Source organism: Microvirga subterranea, assembly GCF_003350535.1.
Classification (GTDB): Bacteria; Pseudomonadota; Alphaproteobacteria; order Rhizobiales; family Beijerinckiaceae; genus Microvirga; species Microvirga subterranea.
The window spans coordinates 126,017-141,939 of sequence record NZ_QQBB01000001.1 but is presented as its reverse complement, the minus strand read 5'-3'; the positions used below and the strand labels follow the sequence as shown (position 1 = coordinate 141,939).

General features: G+C 68.5%; 14 protein-coding genes and 1 pseudogene. 4 read left to right on the top strand and 11 right to left on the bottom strand.

The window, feature by feature from the left end:
• Positions 1 to 22 precede the first annotated feature (22 nt).
• On the bottom strand, positions 23 to 2,644 hold the full coding sequence (gene clpB / locus DES45_RS00615) for an ATP-dependent chaperone ClpB (protein ID WP_114768042.1): 2,622 nt from the start codon (positions 2,642 to 2,644) through the stop codon (positions 23 to 25).
• Positions 2,645 to 2,821: 177 nt separating this feature from the next.
• Here clpB and DES45_RS00610 point away from each other — a divergent pair, with 177 nt between their 5' ends.
• The 3 genes from DES45_RS00610 to DES45_RS00600 all read left to right on the top strand — a co-directional run bounded on the left by DES45_RS00610 (position 2,822) and on the right by DES45_RS00600 (position 4,436).
• The gene (locus DES45_RS00610) at positions 2,822 to 3,277 is read left to right on the top strand and encodes a hypothetical protein (RefSeq protein ID WP_114768041.1); all 456 of its coding nucleotides are present in this window, start codon (positions 2,822 to 2,824) and stop codon (positions 3,275 to 3,277) included.
• Positions 3,278 to 3,283: 6 nt separating this feature from the next.
• On the top strand, positions 3,284 to 3,547 hold the full coding sequence (locus tag DES45_RS00605) for a hypothetical protein (protein ID WP_114768040.1): 264 nt from the start codon (positions 3,284 to 3,286) through the stop codon (positions 3,545 to 3,547).
• 103 nt (positions 3,548 to 3,650) lie between these two features.
• The gene (locus DES45_RS00600) at positions 3,651 to 4,436 is read left to right on the top strand and encodes an MOSC domain-containing protein (protein WP_114768784.1); all 786 of its coding nucleotides are present in this window, start codon (positions 3,651 to 3,653) and stop codon (positions 4,434 to 4,436) included.
• Positions 4,437 to 4,497: 61 nt separating this feature from the next.
• Here DES45_RS00600 and DES45_RS00595 read toward each other — a convergent pair whose 3' ends face one another.
• The 6 genes and pseudogenes from DES45_RS00595 to DES45_RS00575 form a co-directional block, all read right to left on the bottom strand.
• Entirely contained in the window at positions 4,498 to 5,484 is a 987-nt protein-coding gene (locus tag DES45_RS00595) for a DUF4167 domain-containing protein (RefSeq protein WP_114768039.1), read from the bottom strand.
• 387 nt (positions 5,485 to 5,871) lie between these two features.
• A complete protein-coding gene (gene prmC, locus DES45_RS00590; protein WP_170151382.1) occupies positions 5,872 to 6,720 on the bottom strand; it encodes a peptide chain release factor N(5)-glutamine methyltransferase in 849 nt (282 codons plus the stop codon).
• Positions 6,715 to 7,140 (bottom strand): annotated as a pseudogene (gene fosX / locus DES45_RS26270) (FosX/FosE/FosI family fosfomycin resistance hydrolase); the annotation flags it as partial. The gene prmC and the pseudogene fosX, both read right to left, overlap by 6 nt.
• The gene (gene prfA, locus DES45_RS00585) at positions 7,137 to 8,225 is read right to left on the bottom strand and encodes a peptide chain release factor 1 (RefSeq protein ID WP_114768037.1); all 1,089 of its coding nucleotides are present in this window, start codon (positions 8,223 to 8,225) and stop codon (positions 7,137 to 7,139) included. The pseudogene fosX and the gene prfA, both read right to left, overlap by 4 nt.
• On the bottom strand, positions 8,225 to 10,492 hold the full coding sequence (ptsP, locus tag DES45_RS00580; RefSeq protein WP_114768036.1) for a phosphoenolpyruvate--protein phosphotransferase: 2,268 nt from the start codon (positions 10,490 to 10,492) through the stop codon (positions 8,225 to 8,227). The genes prfA and ptsP overlap by 1 nt, the downstream gene beginning before the upstream one ends.
• Before the next feature lie 86 nt (positions 10,493 to 10,578).
• Positions 10,579 to 11,817 carry an aspartate kinase gene (locus DES45_RS00575; RefSeq protein WP_114768035.1) on the bottom strand — a complete coding sequence of 413 codons (1,239 nt, stop codon included), beginning with the start codon at positions 11,815 to 11,817 and terminating at the stop codon, positions 10,579 to 10,581.
• Between the two features lie 141 nt (positions 11,818 to 11,958).
• On the opposite strand from DES45_RS00575, the gene ubiG reads away from it, so the two are divergent.
• Positions 11,959 to 12,702, top strand: a complete 744-nt coding sequence (ubiG, locus tag DES45_RS00570) for a bifunctional 2-polyprenyl-6-hydroxyphenol methylase/3-demethylubiquinol 3-O-methyltransferase UbiG (RefSeq protein ID WP_114768034.1) — start codon at positions 11,959 to 11,961, stop codon at positions 12,700 to 12,702.
• On the opposite strand, the gene nhaA is transcribed toward ubiG, so the two are convergent.
• The 4 genes from nhaA to DES45_RS00550 form a co-directional block, all read right to left on the bottom strand.
• Positions 12,675 to 13,904 (bottom strand): Na+/H+ antiporter NhaA, encoded by a 1,230-nt coding sequence (gene nhaA / locus DES45_RS00565; RefSeq protein WP_114768033.1) that lies wholly within the window; start codon positions 13,902 to 13,904, stop codon positions 12,675 to 12,677. The genes ubiG and nhaA overlap by 28 nt on opposite strands.
• A 57-nt stretch (positions 13,905 to 13,961) precedes the next feature.
• Positions 13,962 to 14,483, bottom strand: a complete 522-nt coding sequence (locus tag DES45_RS00560) for a metallophosphoesterase family protein (protein ID WP_114768032.1) — start codon at positions 14,481 to 14,483, stop codon at positions 13,962 to 13,964.
• A 62-nt stretch (positions 14,484 to 14,545) separates the two neighbouring features.
• Entirely contained in the window at positions 14,546 to 14,989 is a 444-nt protein-coding gene (locus tag DES45_RS00555; protein WP_114768031.1) for a DUF1178 family protein, read from the bottom strand.
• A gap of 58 nt (positions 14,990 to 15,047) precedes the next feature.
• Positions 15,048 to 15,911, bottom strand: coding sequence for a carbon-nitrogen hydrolase family protein (locus tag DES45_RS00550; protein ID WP_114768030.1), 864 nt, complete (start codon positions 15,909 to 15,911; stop codon positions 15,048 to 15,050).
• Between the last annotated feature and the right edge of the window lie 12 nt (positions 15,912 to 15,923).

The window sequence follows — 15,923 nt, the reverse complement described above, 5'->3', positions numbered from 1 at the left end:
ATCTTACTGACCTGAGCCAGCCTCAGTTCAACCGCACGCCCTGCGGCGGGCGCTCGCTGCCGACTGCGACGTCGCCGATCATCAGGCCCATGGGGCCGGCATGGACCGGCACGGTCTCGCCGTCCTTGACCTCGCCGGCGAGGATCATCTCGGCGAGCGGGTCCTGCACGTTCTTCTGGATCACGCGCTTCAAGGGACGCGCCCCGTAGGCCGGGTCGTAGCCCTTCTGGCTAAGCCAGTCGCGCGCCTCCGAGTCGAGTTGCAGCGTGATCTTGCGCTCGTCCAGCAGCTTCTGCAGGCGCTTCATCTGGATATCGACGATGGCGCCCATCTCGCTCCGCTGCAGCCGGTGGAACAGGATGATCTCGTCCACGCGGTTGAGGAACTCGGGCCGGAAGTGCGAGCGCACCACCGCCATCACCTCGTCGCGCACCTCGTCGGTGTCGTGGCCCTCGCCCTGGTTGACCAGGAATTCGGCCCCGAGATTCGACGTCATGATGATGAGCGTGTTGCGGAAGTCCACGGTGCGGCCTTGGCCATCCGTGAGGCGTCCGTCGTCGAGCACCTGCAAGAGGACATTGAACACGTCCGGATGCGCCTTCTCGATCTCGTCGAACAAAACCACCTGGTAGGGCCGGCGGCGGACGGCTTCGGTCAGCGCGCCGCCCTCCTCGTAGCCCACATAGCCGGGAGGCGCGCCGATGAGCCGGGCGACCGAGTGCTTCTCCATGTATTCCGACATGTCGAGGCGGATCAGCGCCGTCTCGTCGTCGAACAGGAAGCCCGCGAGCGCCTTCGTCAGCTCCGTCTTGCCGACGCCTGTCGGGCCGAGGAACATGAACGAGCCCATGGGCCGGTTCGGGTCCTGAAGGCCCGCACGCGCGCGGCGCACGGCGGTCGAGACCGCTTCCACCGCTTCGCTCTGGCCGACGACGCGCTTGGCGAGTTCCTCCTCCATGTGGAGCAGCTTCTCGCGCTCGCCTTCCAGCATCTTGTCGACGGGCACGCCGGTCCAGCGCGACACGACCTGCGCCACGTGGTCGGGCGTCACCGCCTCCTCCATCATGCCGCCGGCGCCGTCCTCGCGCGCCTCCACTTCGGAGAGCTGCTTCTCCAGGCCCGGAATGATGCCGTAGGAGAGCTCGCCCGCCTTGGCCCAGTCGCCCGCGCGCTGCGCGTTCGCCAGTTGCGTGCGCGCCTCGTCGAGCTTCTTCTTCAGCTCCGCGGCGGTGCCGAGCTTGTCCTTCTCGGCCTTCCAGCGCGCCGTGATGGCGGCGGACTGCTCCTCGAGGTCGGCGAGCTCCTTCTCGAGCCGGGCGAGGCGGTCCTTCGAGGCGGAGTCGGTCTCCTTCTTGAGGGCCTCCTGCTCGATCTTCAGGCGCACGATCTCGCGGTCGATGTTGTCGAGCTCTTCCGGCTTCGAGTCGACCTGCATGCGCAGGCGCGACGAGGCCTCGTCGACGAGGTCGATCGCCTTGTCGGGCAGGAACCGGTCGGTGATGTAGCGGTTCGACAGGGTCGCGGCGGCGACGAGCGCGCTGTCGGTGATGCGCACGCCGTGATGCTGCTCGTACTTCTCCTTCAGGCCGCGCAGGATCGACACGGTGTCCTCCACCGTGGGCTCGCTCACGAAGACCGGCTGGAATCTGCGGGCGAGCGCCGCGTCCTTCTCCACGTGCTTGCGGTACTCGTCGAGCGTGGTCGCGCCGACGCAGTGCAGCTCGCCGCGGGCAAGCGCGGGCTTGAGGAGGTTCGACGCGTCCATCGCGCCGTCCGCCTTGCCGGCGCCGACCAGGGTGTGCATCTCGTCGATGAACAGGATGATGCCGCCCTCGGCCGCCGTGACCTCGTTGAGCACCGCCTTCAGGCGCTCCTCGAACTCGCCGCGATACTTCGCGCCGGCGATCAGCGCGCCCATGTCGAGGGCGAGCAGCTGCTTGTCCTTCAGGCTTTCCGGCACGTCGCCGTTGACGATGCGCAGCGCGAGGCCTTCGACGATGGCGGTCTTGCCGACGCCGGGCTCGCCGATCAGCACGGGGTTGTTCTTGGTGCGCCGCGACAGCACCTGGATCGTGCGGCGGATCTCCTCGTCGCGGCCGATGACCGGGTCGAGCTTGCCGTCGCGCGCCGCCTCAGTCAGGTCGCGGGCGTATTTCTTGAGCGCGTCGTAGGCGTTCTCCGCCGTCGCGTTGTCGGCGGTGCGGCCCTTGCGCAGGGCGTTGACGGCGGCATTCAGACCTTGGGCCGTCACACCGGCCTGGGCCAGAATCTTGCCCGCTTCGGTGTCCTTCTCGACCGCGAGCGCGAGCAGCATCCGCTCGACGGTGACGTAGGAATCGCCGGCCTTCTCGGCCATCTTTTCGGCAGTGTCGAAGAAGCGCATCAGCTCGCGGGTCGCCTGCGGCTGCGAGGCCGCTCCCGATACCTTGGGCTGCTTGGCGAGCCACTGCTCGACCGCCGCATGCGCCTCGCGCGAGCGGCCGCCGGCGCGGTCGATGAGACCGGCGCAGAGGCCTTCCGGATCGTCCAGCAGAACTTTCAGCACATGCCCGGGGGCAAGCTGCGGGTGGCCTTCGCGCATGGCGAGGTTCTGGGCCGCCTGCACGAAGCCGCGCGCGCGCTCGGTGTATTTCTCGAAATTCATCTGTCATCCCTCCTCGGGTCCGCCCGCCCTCCAAGAGGCACGCGCGAGCCCTGTGATGTCGGACCTCCGCTCGGAAGCATCCGCTGAGGCTTAGGTGGTGTCACCAATCTGCCACAACAAGAGGGGGAACCTGCCCGCCGTGCTGGCATTGACCCGGTGAGTTTCAAGGAGGTTCCCATGCCACGCGATCCGCGCTCAGAGGACGAGAAGGCCAGGGCCGACCTCGCCCGGAATTCCGAGCTCGGCATGGCCGTGCCGGAGAGCCCGGTCGAGCGCGAGCCCGCCGTGACGCCCGAAACCTTCGGCGAGGGCCGCCCGTCCGAGACGCCCGAATCCTATTACCGGCGGCCCACGGGAACGCTCGCCGATGCGGACGACACCTCCGCACGGCCGCGAACCTTCGGCACCCGGCTGGAGGGCGACACCTTCGGCGACACCACCGAGAACGCCCGGGTGCGTAACCCCATGGACCAGACCCACCAGCAGGCCGAAGCGAGCCGCGACATCGGCGATTCGACCGGCACCATCGCCACCTCCCGGGACATCCCCGTGGACCCCGCCCATGTCGATGCTCCCCCGACTCACCGGAGCCCCGACGAAGACGACGACGTGCTCTCGCGCGCAAAGGAGTAAAAAGAAATGGCACTTTCCGATATCTTCTCCCGCCTCAACCCCAGGAAGCGCCGTGCCGACAAGGCGCGCGAGGAGCTGAAGGCGAACGCCGAGAAGGCCCTGCGCATGAAGCAGGAGGCCGAGACCGGCGCGCACATCCCGCCGCATCGGACCGCGAACGAGGGCATGCGCGACCACAGCTCGAACGAGGATCACATCCCGGCCCGTGAAGGCTATTTCACGCCCGAGCTCAAGCGCACCAAGGTGGCCCGCTCCGGCGACGCCTCCTGATCCGGACGGCGATACCCTTCAAAAGCCCCGCCGACGCCGGCGGGGCTTTTCTCTTGAGAGCTTGGCCCTTGCCGGCAGCCCAACCGGCTTCTATCGATGGGGCATGAGCATCCGCATCGCCTCCCTCCAGCGCTATCCCGTCAAGGGCCTCTCGCCCGAGTTCCTCGAGACCGCCGCCCTGACCCGCGGCGGCTACTTCCCGGGCGACCGGCTCTTCGCAGTCGAGAACGGCCCGGCGGGCTTCGATCCGGCCGACCCGCAGCACCAGCCCAAGATCAAGTTCCTGATGCTGATGCGGAACGAGAGCTTGGCGCGGCTCAAGACCCGCTACGTGGATTCGATCACCACCCTGTTCATCGAGGAGGGCGGGCGCGAAGTGGCGCGGGGCGACCTCTCGACCCCGGAGGGACGGCTCGCCACCGAGGCGTTCTTGCGCCGCTTCATGCCGAAGGAGTTGCGCGGGCCGCCGAAGGTGCTCTCCGCGCCGGAGGGCTTCCGCTTCACCGATTCCCGGCGGGGCTACGTGTCCCTGATCAACGTCGCCAGCGTGCGGGCGCTGGAGAACGTGGTCGGCGCGCCGGTCGATCCCCTGCGGTTTCGCGGCAACGTCCATTTAGAAGGGCTCGCTCCTTGGGCGGAGTTCGACCTCGTCGGGAAGGTCCTGACCGCGCCCTCGGGCGTGCGGCTCAAGGTGACGAAGCGCATCGAGCGCTGCGCCGCCACCAACGTGGACCCGGCGACCGGCATCCGCGACCTGCAGATCCCAAAGAGCCTAATGGAGGCCTACGGGCATTTCGACTGCGGCATCTACGCGGAAGTCCTGTCCGGCGGCTCCCTCGCTCTGGACGACAGCCTGGAACCCGAACAGGCGGCCTTGGCGCTGGACTAGCTACTAGTAACGCAAAAAGGGAGGGCGAGGCCCTCCCTTCTGACTCCGGTATCGCTCTGCCTTACTCGGCCGCGTCGGTCTTGACCTCGGCCGGCTCGAAGCTCGCCTCCATCTGGGCGGCGTTGGCGGCCTCGATCTCCTGCCGGGTGCGGCGACGGCGGCGGGGGCGCGGAGCCTCGGCCTCGTCGTTGGCGGCTTCCTGCGGAACCGGCGCGGGAGCCGGCTCCTCGGCCACGACCGGGGCGGGCGTGGCCCGGACCGGATTGGTCAGGAAGGCCGGCAGGGCCGCGGCATCGGAAGCCTCGGCCTCGTCACGGCGACGCTCGCGGCGGAACTCGCCGCGGCCGCCGCGATCCTGGCGGTCGTTCCGCTCGGGACGGTCGCCGCGGTCGAAACGCTCGCCGCGCTCCTGGCGCTCACCACGCTCCTGGCGTTCGCCACGGTCCTGGCGGTCCTCACGGTCGGGACGGTCGAAATCCTGACGGGGCTGCTCGTCGCGCCCGTAATCCTGACGCGGGCCGCGGTCACGGTCGCGCCCGAAGCGGTCGCGACGGTTGCCTCGGTCCTGGCGGTCCCCACGATCCTGGCGATCGCCGCGGTCCTGCCGCTCGCCACGGTCTTGGCGATCTTGGCGATCCTGCCGGTCGCCCCGGTCGAAGCGGGCGAGGCGCTCGCCGTCCTGCCGCGCCTCGAAGGGCTGCGGCTGGGAGCCGAGATCGCCGTCTTCACCGCCGGCATAGCCGGACCGGTCACCCTGGCCGAAGCCGTCCTCGTCGCCTTCCTCGTCGAAGGGACGCTGCTGGTAGCCGTACTGCTCGCGCAGCTGCTCCTGGGCGGCCGCAATGATGCGGTAGTAATGTTCGGCGTGCTGGAAGTAGTTCTCGGCCGCAACCGGGTCGCCGCTGGCCTGCGCATCGCGGGCGAGCTGGCTGTACTTCTCGGCAATATGTTGAGCCGTACCGCGGATCTTCACGTCCGGGCCGTTCGACTCATAGCTGCGCGTCAAAGGGTTGGGGCCCTTGTTGTTGTTGCGGCTGCGACCGCGCATACGCCTGTTCTGTCCTGGTCTCATTCTGGTCTACGACCCTCGCTGGTTCTTCGAGCCCACGCGATGCAAGCCTAATTTTCACCGAACGGGCTTACCGCCCACCGTTCGCGTGGCAACCGTCTGTCGTTCGGCCACGACCCGTCGAGCCTTGGCCATCCTTCAGTGTCGGGTTCAAGTGATCGCGCCAGGCTGTTCAAAAAAGCCCCTGCCTGCGCGATGGATATCGTTTGGTCTGTCGGCATGCTCCTCGCTAAGGGAGCTACCGCTTTCTTTAGACCGAGGACGATCTCTGACCCGAATCTAGCGGGTTCTGCCTGGTCCAACAAGCGGTATTTCAGGTTTTCTCACTCTCGGAGAGGAATCCTTGTGCCCTGAAACCATGTCCGTTTAAGGGCGGGCCAACGCGACGCATCGCGGGTTTCCTGAAAGATCGTGGGCAACCCTCAAAACTTCAAGGCCCCTGTCCCGCGCCAGATGCCGCAGGGCCTCGGCCTGGTCGTAGCCGATTTCCAGCACCATCAGCCCGCCGGGCTTCAGGAGCCGCCCGGCTTCGGACAGCAGGATCCGGTAGGCATCGAGCCCGTCCGGGCCGCCGTCGAGGGCGAGCAGGGGATCGTGCTCGCGCACCTCCCGGTCGAGCCCCGGAATCTCCGGCGAGGCGATGTAGGGCGGGTTCGAGGCCACGAGATCGAAGGGGCCCCGGACGGCACTCGCCCAGTCCGAGGCCACGAAGAGGCTGCGGTCGCCGACGCCGTTCATGTAGGCGTTGAGGCGGGCGGTCCACAGGGCGTCCAGGGAGCGGTCGATCCCGAGCCCCCGGGCGCTGGGCAGCTCGTGGAGCAGGGCGGTCAGGATGCATCCCGATCCGGTGCCGAAATCCGCCATCGTGAGCGGCGCCTGCCGGTCCGGGATCAGCGCAAGGGCGGTCTCGATCACCGTCTCGGTGTCCGGCCTGGGCACCAGGGTCTCGGGAGAGAGCCGGAACGGCAGGCCCCAGAACTCCCTCTCCCCGACGATCCGGGCCACCGGCTCGTGGGCGAGGCGGCGACGGGCGAACTCTGCCAGCCGCCCGGCTTCCGCCGGGCTCAAGGCGGCATCGGGGCGGGTGATGAGATCGGTCGGGGAAATCCCCAGGGCCGCAATCAGCAGCAGGCGGGCATCGAGCCCGGCCGTCTCGAACCCGGCCTCGGTGAGGGTCCGGCGAAGGTCGCGCAGCGCCTGCTCGCGGGTGGTCATCGGCCGCTCAGGCAGCCTGCCGCGGCGGTAGCGCTCCAGGCGCTCCTCCAGGGTGCCGGTATGAAGCTCGAAGAGGTGGTTGTCGTGGTCGTAGAAGTAGAGGGATTCGCCCTCGCCCTCGACCCGTGGGCGGGACTCGCGGATGTCCAGCCCCAGCGCTTCGGCGCGCCGGCGGTATTCCTCCACCGTTCCGGGCGGGATCTTGAAGGCGATATGGTTGTAGGTGCGGGTCGTCAGGCTCTCGCCCTCCATGACGGCGACCCAGTGGCCCCCGACCAGGAAGAATTTTTCCCGCGCGACCGAGAAGGTGTCGTCGCCCGAGGAATAAACCTCCCGGCCATCGAGCACCTGGGTCACGATGGCGCTCATGCGGTCGAGGTCGCAGGTGATGAGGGTGATGTGGCTCAACCCCTCGATCATGCGGCCTCGTCCTGGGCGGCGAGCTGGGCGGCTTGGTGCTCCGTGATGAGGGCGTCGATCAGTTCGTCCAGAGCATTGCCGCTGATCACCTCCTCGAGCTTGTAGAGGGTCAGGTTGATCCGGTGGTCGGTGACCCGCCCCTGCGGGAAGTTGTAGGTGCGGATGCGCTCGGAGCGGTCGCCGGAGCCGACCTGGGCCTTGCGGTCGGCCGCACGGGCGGCGTCCTTGGCGGTGCGCTCCGCGTCGTAGAGGCGGGCGCGCAGGAGGGCGAGCGCCCGGGCGCGGTTCTTGTGCTGGGAGCGCTCGTCCTGGACGAAGACCACCGTGCCGGTCGGGATGTGGGTGATGCGGATCGCCGATTCGGTCTTGTTCACGTGCTGGCCGCCCGCGCCCTGCGCCCGCATCGTGTCGATCTTCAGGTCCGCGTCGTTGATGTCGATGTCGACGTCCTCGGCCTCCGGGAGCACCGCCACGGTGGCGGCGGAGGTGTGGATGCGCCCTTGCGTTTCCGTATCCGGCACGCGCTGCACCCGGTGGACCCCGCTCTCGAACTTCAGGCGCGCGAAGACGCCCCGGCCCTTCACCTCGGCCACGACCTCCTTGTAGCCGCCGGCCGTGCCCTCGCTCGCGGACACGACCTCGACCTTCCAGCCCTTCAGGTCCGCGTAGCGGGTGTACATACGCAGCAGGTCGCCGGCGAAGAGGGCGGCCTCGTCGCCGCCGGTGCCGGCGCGGATCTCGAGGATCGCGCTCTTCTCGTCCGCCTCGTCCTTGGGCAGCAGGATAATGCGCATGGCCTGCGCGGCCTTCTCGACCTCCTCGCGGGCCTGGGGAAGCTCCTCCTCGGCCAGGGCCCGCATCTCGGGGTCGGTCTTCGAATCCTCCAGCAGCGCCTCGAGCCCTTTCAGGTTCTCCTCGGCGGACTGGTAGGACCGGATCGCCGCCACCACGTCGTCGAGCTCGGCGAGCTCCCGGGACAGGGACACGAAGGTTTCCGGATCCGGGCCGGCATTGAGGGTCGCCGTGATGATCTCGTGGCGGGCCAGGATGGCGTTCAGGCGTTCAGACGGAGGAGCGATCGACATCAGACCGGAATACCATGGCTTTCCGCAAAGCGAAGGAGCTTGGGACGCAGCGTTTCGCCGCCCCCGGCATGTTCGAGCTCCTGGGCGATCAGGTCGGCGACGCCGCCGGCATGGAGCTCGAGCAGCATGGCCTTGACCGGGCCGATGGCAGCCGGGGACATGGAGAGCGACCGGAAGCCGAGGCCGATCAGGGCCATGGCCTCCAGGGGACGGCCGCCGATCTCGCCGCAGATCGTCGCCTGGCAGCCGGAGGCCAGCGCCTCGTCGGCCACCATCTTGAGGGCCCGCAGCATGGGGGCGCTCAAGGGGTCGAAGCGGTCCGCGACCCGGCGGTTCTCCCGGTCGATGGCGAACAGGAACTGCATCAGGTCGTTCGACCCGATGGAGACGAAGTCGGCGAGCGCGCAGATTTCCTTGAGCTGGAACAGGAGGGACGGGACCTCCAGCATCACCCCGAGCTTCAGGTCGGAGGGCAGGGGGTGCCCGTGATGGGAGAGATGCGCCCGCTCCCGCTCCACGAGGCTTCTTGCCCGGACGAACTCGTCGCAGGTGGCCACCATCGGGAACATGATCTTCAGGGGCCGGCCGCCGGCCGCTTTCAGGAGCGCCCGCACCTGGGCCCGCAGAAGGCCCGGCCGGTCGAGGCCGATGCGGATCGCGCGCCAGCCCAGCGCCGGGTTCTCCTCCTCCACGGCCTGCATGTAGGGCAGGATCTTGTCGCCGCCGATGTCCAGGGTCCGGAAGGTGACCGGCCGCTCCTCGGCGGCCGCGAAGACGGCGCTGTAGAGGGCCTGCTGCTCGCTCGCCGAGGGCATGCGCTCGGCGATCATGAACTGCAGCTCGGTCCGGAACAGGCCGACCCCGCTGGCGCCGGTTTCGGCGAGATGCGGCAGGTCGACCAGAAGGCCGGCATTGAGCTGGAGGTTCACCGCGACGCCGTCCTTGGTGACGGCCGGCACGTCGCGGAGCTTGAGGTACTGCTCCTGGCGCTTGGCCCGCAGGCGCGCCTTCTCGGCATAGGCCGCCTCGACGTCCGGGCTCGGCCGGATCTGCACCTCGCCCGCGGCGCCGTCCACGATGATGGCGTCGCCCTGCTCGGTCAGGGCGGTGACGTTCTCCATCTCGCCGACCGCCGGGATGCCCAGCGCCCGCGCCACGATGGCGATGTGGCTGGTGGGCCCGCCCTCCTCCAGCACGAGGCCGCGCAGGCGGGAGCGGTCGTAATCGAGGAGCGCCGCCGGTCCCATGGAGCGGGCGACCAGGATGGCATTGTCGGGCAGGGAGCTGGTGCCGACCACCAGGTTGCGCCCGACGAGGCGGTGGAGCAGGCGGTTCGCCAGATCGTCGAGGTCGTGCAGGCGCTCGCGCAGGTACGGGTCGGTCTGGCGCATCATGCGGGCGCGGTTGTCGGACTGCACCCGTTCCACGGCGGCCTCGGCCGTGAGGCCCGAGGCGACCGCCTCGCGCATGCGCCGCAGCCAGCCCTGGTCGTGGGCGAACATGCGAAAGGTCTCCAGGACCTCCCGGTGCTCCCCGTGATGGGCCACGTCGCCGCGCTCGATCAGCTCGTCGATGGAGGTGCGCACCTCCAGGATGGCCTCCTCGAGGCGGCTCAGCTCGGCCTCGACGTTCTCGGCGATCAGGTTCTTCACCACCACCCGCGGCTCGTGCAGGACCACGTAGCCGAGGCCGACGCCGTCCGCGAGGGCGACCCCCTTCTGGTGCACGGGGCGGCGCAGGGCGATTCCCGTATCCACCGGGGCCAGCGCCTGGAGCTCGCCCGAGGCGAGCATCTCGGCCAGCACCATGGCGGTGGTCTGGAGCGCCTCGATCTCTTCTTCCGTGTAGACCCGGTAGGTGCGGTTCTGGACGACCAGGACGCCCAGCGTGTTGCCGGCGCGCAGGAGCGGCACGCCCAGGAAGGCGTGGTAGATCTCCTCGCCCGTCTCAGGCTTGTAGGAGAAGGACGGGTGGCTCTGGGCGTCCGAGAGGGCGAGCGGCTCGGCGGTCGAGGCGATGAGACCCACGAGGCCTTCGCCCGCCCGCATGGTCGTGAGGTGCACCGCCTCGCGGTTGAGGCCCTCGGTGGCGAAGAGCTCGAGCACGCCGTCGCCGCGCATCACGTAGACGGAGCAGACCTCCGCCACCATGTTCGCGGCGATCAGAATGACGATCTTGTCGAGACGGTCTTGCGCGCCGACCGGCTCCGCCATGATCTCGCGGAGGCGGCGCAGCAGGAGGCGCGGACCGCCGGGAGCGGTAGGCATGAGCTTATCGGTTCCCGTCCTATGTGGCCGGCGGAACAACCGCCGGCTGAGCGTTCAGTGTCGCAGCCTCATCGACGACACGTCAATCAGGCTTGATCAAGGCCGTATAGCGAGTGGAGCGTGCGCACGGCAAGCTCCGTGTACGCCGAGTCGATCAGGACCGAGAATTTGATCTCGGAAGTTGTAATGGCCCGGATGTTGATGCCCTTGTCGGCCAGGGCCTTGAAGGCCTTGGCGGCGACGCCGGCGTGGCTTCTCATGCCGACCCCGATGGCCGAGACCTTCACCACGTCGGTGGCGCCCTGGAGGTCCCGGAACTGGATATCGTCCTTGTGCTGGTTGAGCACCGAACAGGCCCGCTCGTAGTCTGCGGCCGGGACCGTGAAGGTGATGTCCGTCGTGGTGGTGTCGTCCGACACGACCTGGATGATCATGTCCACGTTCACGTTGGCTTCGGCCAGCGGCACGAAGATCGAGGCGGCGATGCCGGGCTTGTCCGCGACGTTCCGTAACGTGATCTGGGCTTCGTCGCGGGAATAGGCGATGCCCGTCACAACCTGCTGTTCCATGATGTCTTCCTCGTCGCAGATCAGGGTGCCGAGCTTCGGGTCGGCAGGGTCGTCGAAGCTGGAGCGCACGTAGGTCGGCACCCGGTGCATCATGGCGAGCTCGACCGAGCGGACCTGAAGCACCTTGGCCCCGAGCGAGGCCATTTCCAGCATTTCCTCGTAGGATACCTTATCCAGGCGCCGGGCCTTGGACACGATTCGGGGATCGGTGGTGTAGACGCCGTCCACGTCGGTATAGATGTCGCAGCGCTCCGCCTGGATGGCGGCCGCGAGCGCAACGGCGCTGGTGTCCGAGCCGCCGCGGCCGAGCGTCGTGATGCGCCCCGTGGGCTGGTGCACGCCCTGGAAGCCCGACACCACGGCGATCTCGCGATCCTTGGAAAAGCCCTGGAGGATGCCGGTGCCGTCGATGGCGGCGATCCGGGCGGAGCCGTGGGCGTCCGACGTCATGATCGGGATCTGCCAGCCCTGCCACGAGCGGGCCTTGAGGCCCATTTCCTGGAGCGCGACGGCGAGCAGCCCCGAGGTCACCTGCTCGCCCGAGGCCACGACCGTGTCGTATTCCTTCGAATCGTAGAGCGCCGAGGCCTCCTTGACCCAGCCGACGAGCTCGTTGGTCTTGCCCGACATGGCGGAGACCACCACGGCCACGTCGTAGCCGGCCTCGACCTCGCGTTTGACGTGCCGCGCCACATTGCGGATGCGTTCAACCGTGGCGACGGACGTACCGCCGAACTTCATGACGAGACGGGGCATGGGCGAAAAGGCCGTGAAAGAGGGAAATTTTGCCCCTTCGCGGCGCGAAAAGGCGCGTATACATGACGGCGGGGCCGCGCGCTGTCAACGCGCAGAATTGCACACGCCCCCTCCATTGCGAGGGGGCAACAGGAGTATCCGATGTCCGAGGGCGCATCGACCACCATCGACCCGGCCGAGGTCGCCCGCTTCGAGGGAATCGCCGAGACGTGGTGGGACCCGAAGGGGCCGATGCGGGTCCTGCACAAGTTCAACCCGATCCGGCTGGCCTATGTCCGGGACGAGGCCTGCCGCCGGTTCGGGCGCGACCCGCGCTCGCCCCGGTCGCTGGAGGGGCTCACGATCCTCGACGTGGGCTGCGGCGGCGGCGTCCTGTCCGAGCCGCTCGCCCGGCTCGGCGCCACCGTGACGGGGCTCGATCCCGCCCCCACCAACGTCTCGGTCGCCCGGCTCCACGCGGAACGCAGCGGCCTCGGCATCGACTACCGCAACGAGACTGTCGAGGCGGTGGTGGACCGGGGGGAGACCTTCGACATGGTGCTCGCCATGGAGGTGGTGGAGCATGTGGCCGACGTGCAGGCCTTCGTGGACGCCTGCGTAAAGGCGGTGAAGCCCGGCGGCGCGCTCGCTATGGCGACCCTCAACCGGACCCTGCGCTCCTTCGCGCTCGCGATCGTGGGGGCTGAGTACGTGCTCGGCTGGCTGCCGAAGGGCACTCACGAATGGGACAAGTTCGTGACCCCGGACGAACTGACCGCCGCCATCGAGGCGGCGGGCTTCCGGGTCGCGGACACGACCGGCGTGGTCTACAATCCGCTCCGCGGCGAGTGGGCTCTCTCGTCCGACATGGCGGTCAACTACATGCTGCTGGCTGCCGCCCGATAGGCCGGGGTCTGCTCCCGGGGGGCGACCCGCAGGATCAGGAAGCCGACCAGCGCCGAGAGCAGGGATCCGGTGAGGACGCCGATCTTGGTGGCGTCGATCAGATCCGGATTGTTGGGGAAGGCGAGCGCCCCGATGAACAGGCTCATGGTGAAGCCGATGCCGCACAGGAGCGCCACCCCGTAGCATTGCAGGCGCGTGGCGCCCGCCGGCACGTCCGCGAGGCCGAGCCGGATGGCGAGCTCCGAGAAGGCAAAGACGCCGATCTGCTTGCCGAGGAACAGTCCCAGGGCGATGCCGAGGGGCAGAGGAGCCAGGATCGCGTCGACCGAGAGCCCCGCGAAGGACACGCCCGCATTGGCGAAGCCGAAGATCGGGATGATCGCGTAGGCGACCCAGGGCTGGAGGGCATGCTCCAGGACGTGGAGCGGGGAATCCTCCGCCCTCGTTTTCTTCGGCTCGGCCTGGAGCGGGATCGTCAAGGCAAGCGCAACACCGGCCAGCGTCGCGTGGATGCCCGATTTCAGCACGAAGAACCAGAGGAGGGCGCCGACCGCCAGATAGGGCGTGAGCGCCGTGACCCCGAAGCGGTTGAGGGCGACGAGCACCGCGAGGCTCAAGGCGGCGAGCCCCAGCATCGGCAGGGCGAGGTCTCCCGTATAGAAGAGCGCGATGATCACGATCGCCCCGAGATCGTCGAGGATCGCCAGAGCCGTGAGGAAGATCTTGAGGGAGGTCGGCACCCGCGTCCCGAGGATCGCCAGGACGCCGAGCGCGAAGGCGATGTCGGTGGCGGCGGGAATCGCCCAGCCGCGCAGGAGCGTCGGCTCGTTCCAGGTCACGGCCACGTAGACCAGCGCCGGCACTAGCATGCCGCCGAAGGCCGCGATGCCGGGCAGGACCCGCCGCGGCCAGGTGGAGAGCTGTCCGTCCAGGAACTCGCGCTTGATCTCGAGCCCGACCAGCAGGAAGAACACGGCCATGAGGGCGTCGTTGATCCAGTGCAGGATGGAGAGGCCCAGCACGTAGGTCTTGAGCACGCCGAAATAGAGCCCGGCCGCGGGCGAGTTGGCGACGGCGAGCGCCACCACCGTCACGCCCATGAGGATCATGCCGCCCGAAGCCTCGCTGTCGAAGAACCGCCGCATCAGCGAGATGCGCCCCGTCCTGGTGATCGCTCCGGCCTCGCCCCGCCCCTGATCCATTCCCGTCTCCTTTAGAAGAGAACGGGTCATAGGGCGCGCGGTTCACGGACGGAAGGCTCAAGCGTGAGCTGTCCGATGACGAATCCGGGAGGAACTTAGAAGCTGCTCCAAGGTGACCGGCCGGTAGTCCCAGGCATCGACGCCCACGTCGAACTGCCTTGTCTGGCGCTTGAGCTTGCCGTGGGAGTGGCCGTGCAGGTCGAGCCAGCCGCGGCCCATGTTCTTCCAGGTGCGGAAGGCGTAGTGGCAGAGCACCAGGGCATGGTCGTCGACCTTGACCTCGGCGTAGGCCTGCACGCTTTCCCAGCCCTTCGCCGCCAGCGTCGCCGGCCCGTCGTTGTTTCCGGTGATCAGGTGCTTGCGCCCGTGGAGGAGGCCGAGCAACTCGTCGATCCGCTCCGGCCGCACATGCAGGGCGAAGTCGCCGAGGTGCCAGACCTCGTCGTCGGGCCCGACGGTCTCGTTCCAGCGGGCGATCAGCGCCTCGTCGTGCTCGGAGATCGTCTTGAACGGGCGCTTGTCGATGCGCAGCACGCGCGGATCGCCGAAATGGGTGTCGCTCGTGAAATAGACCGCCAAGGAAGATGCCCCGCCTGCTCGTGCGGGTTGAAATGGGGCATCCGGCAAAAAGGTCGAGCCGGCTAGTTCCGGTCGTCCGGCAGGACGGGCAGGGGCAGGATGCCGATTCCCTCCTCCAGCAGGGAGCGGACCTCGGTCCCGTCGGCCTCGCCGTAGATCGAGCGTTCCTCGGCCTCGCCGTAATGCATCTTGCGCGCCTCCTCGGCGAAGCCGCGGCCGACGTTCTCGGCGTTCTGCATCACGTGCTCGCGCACAGCCCGGATCATGGCGCGGAGTTCCCGCTCCTTCTCGGAGAAGGCCGCCACGGGCTGCGGCTGCGGCGCGGGAGCAGGCTCCTTGTCGGTGCGGGCGATCCGGGGAGCCATGATCTGCTTGTCCACCTTGGAAGAGTTGCAGTACGGGCAGGTCACGAAGCCGCGCTTGCGCTGCGCCTCATAGGCGTCGCTCGACGGAAACCAGCTTTCGAACTCGTGGGCCTGCTCGCAGGCCAGGGCGTACTTGATCATGGCTGTGAGATGGGAATGGGATCGCGTGATGCCAAGGTTCGCGGGCGTCGCCGCGCCGTCAGGCCGATGCGGCCTTCGCGGGCGCCGTGGCGGCAACCGCCTCCACCTGGAAGCCCCTGGCGTTCTTGAGGGTCGGGATGCGGCCGCGGGCTTCCGCCACGAGGCCGGTGTCGATCTCGGCCAGGATCACGCCCGGCTCGGTGCCGCCCTCCGCCAGCACCCGGCCCCAGGGATCGACGATGAGGGAATGGCCGTAGGTCTCTCGGCCGTCCTCGTGCAGGCCGCCTTGGGCGGCCGAGATCATGAAGGAGCCGGTCTCGATGGCGCGCGCCCGGTGCAGCACGTGCCAGTGCGCCTCGCCGGTCTGCTTCGTGAAGGCGGCCGGGGCCGACAGGAACGAGGCGCCGTTTTCGGCCAGCGCCTTGTAGAGCGCCGCGAAGCGCACGTCGTAGCAGATCGTCAGCCCAAGCCACCCCCAGGGGGTCTCAGCCAGCACCGCGCGGTCGCCGCCCGTATAGGTGGCCGATTCGCGCCAGCTCTCGCCGTTGGGAAGATCCACGTCGTAGAGGTGAATCTTGTCGTAGGAGGCGACGATCCCGCCGTCCTGGCCGATCAGGAAGGCGCGGTTGGCGACCTTGTCGCCGTCCTTCACGGCGATCGAACCCAGATGCACCACGACGCCCCGCTCCCGCGCCACCTCGCGCAGAGCGGCGAGTGTCGGGTCCTGCTCCTCCGGCCCGACCTTGTCGAACAGCTCGGCCCGGTCCCGGCACACCAGCGAGGTCATCTCCGGCGTCTGGACGAAATCGGCCCCTTGCGCTGCGGCCTCGCGCACGAGAGCCGCCGCAGCGTCGCGGTTCTTGAGCGGGTCGCGCCCGGAGCGCATCTGGACGCAGGCGGCTTTGAAGCGGATCGAGGTCATCGGGTTCTCGCG